The organism is Franzmannia pantelleriensis, assembly GCF_900102875.1.
Lineage (GTDB): Bacteria > Pseudomonadota > Gammaproteobacteria > Pseudomonadales > Halomonadaceae > Franzmannia > Franzmannia pantelleriensis.
Genome location: NZ_FNGH01000040.1, coordinates 1 through 1,349, shown reverse-complemented (window position 1 = coordinate 1,349; position 1,349 = coordinate 1). Strand labels below are relative to the sequence as shown.

1 protein-coding gene is annotated in these 1,349 nt (G+C 63.1%); it reads left to right on the top strand.

Annotated features, from left to right (window positions below; translation table 11 throughout):
• Positions 1-78 precede the first annotated feature (78 nt).
• Positions 79-1,335: an ISL3 family transposase gene (locus BLT16_RS20460; protein WP_089660781.1), complete on the top strand. Its 1,257-nt coding sequence runs from the start codon at positions 79-81 to the stop codon at positions 1,333-1,335.
• Positions 1,336-1,349: the final 14 nt, after the last annotated feature.

The following is a 1,349-nucleotide window of genomic DNA, read 5'->3' as shown; positions in this document are numbered from 1 at the left end:
GGCTCTTCGCCGTTGAGTGTGGAATTCAGCCCCAGCGTTGAGCCACGATAGGGCCTTCACGACGGCAGGAGGCATGGCATGGACGGCACCCAAATTCTGACCCTCGGCTTGGGCCTGGAAGCGCCCTGGGTTCTCAAGGACCAGCACCTGGATACCTCCGTGTCGCCCCACCGCCTGGATCTCTATGTCGAGGCCGAGCGGGGCAGCCTCTACCCTTGCCCGGAGTGCGGTAAGGCCTGCCCGGCCCACGACTTCGCCGACAAGACCTGGCGGCATCTGAACTTCTTCCAGCACCACTGTTACCTGCATGCGCGGGTGCCGCGTACCCAGTGCCCCGAGCATGGCGTCAAGCGCATCGAGGTGCCCTGGGCGCGGCCTGGCAGCGACTTCACTCTGCTGTTCGAGCAGGCCGCCATGTCGTTGGTCAAGGAGATGCCGGTGCTCGCCGTTTCTCGGCAGTTGGAGATCTCCGACAAGCGTCTGTGGCGCATCGTGCACCACTACGTGGGCCGCATGCTGGGCGATCTTGACCTGTCTCGCGTCACCACCGTCGGTGTGGACGAGACTGCCTCTCGACGAGGCCACTGCTATGTCACGGTGTTCCTCGACATGCAGCGCAAGCAGGAGCCGGTGCTCTTCGCCGTTCCTGGCCATGGCAAAGACGCCATCAAGGCCTTTCGCGCTTTCCTGGCGGACCATGGTGGCGACCCGGACAACGTAGTCGAGGTGGTCTGTGACATGTCTCAGGCCTTCCTGAGCGGCGTGGCCCAGCATCTTCCCAACGCCGAGGTGACGGTTGACTGGTTCCATATCGTGCAGACCTTCACCAAGGCCCTGGACGAGGTCCGTAAAAAGGAGCGTCGGGAGAAGGGGCATCCCAAGGCGCTGCGCTGGGCGGTCTTGAAGAGCCTGGATAACGGCAACCTAACGGCCAAGCAGATTGCCGCGCTTCAGGAACTGGTGGCCGACCGGGGAGCCACGGCGGATGCCTGGGTGATCAAAGAAAAGCTGCGCTGGATTCAGCAGGCGCCGACGCCACGTGCCGCCCGGTGGCGCATCACGAATTACCTCAACGTCATGCGTGAGGCCGTTACCGGTCAGGCACTGCTCAAGCCGATGGCGAAGGCTCTGACGACGCTGGAGCGGCATGCCGAGCAGGTGGTAAGGCGCTGGATGTCCGGTCTAACCAACGCACGCCTGGAAGGCATGAACGGTCTATTCCAGGCGGCCCGGTCACGCGCACGCGGCTACCGGAACGAGGCCAACTTCATCGCCATGATCTACCTGATCGGAAGCCCCGTGGGGCGAATGCTGGATCACACCAAATCCATATGAAGTGACGAAGAACC

What these genes read in the sequence shown, in the direction of transcription:
- BLT16_RS20460 (WP_089660781.1), top strand. Translation starts at nt 79, where the DNA reads ATGGACGGCACCCAAATTCTGACCCTCGGCTTGGGCCTGGAAGCGCCC.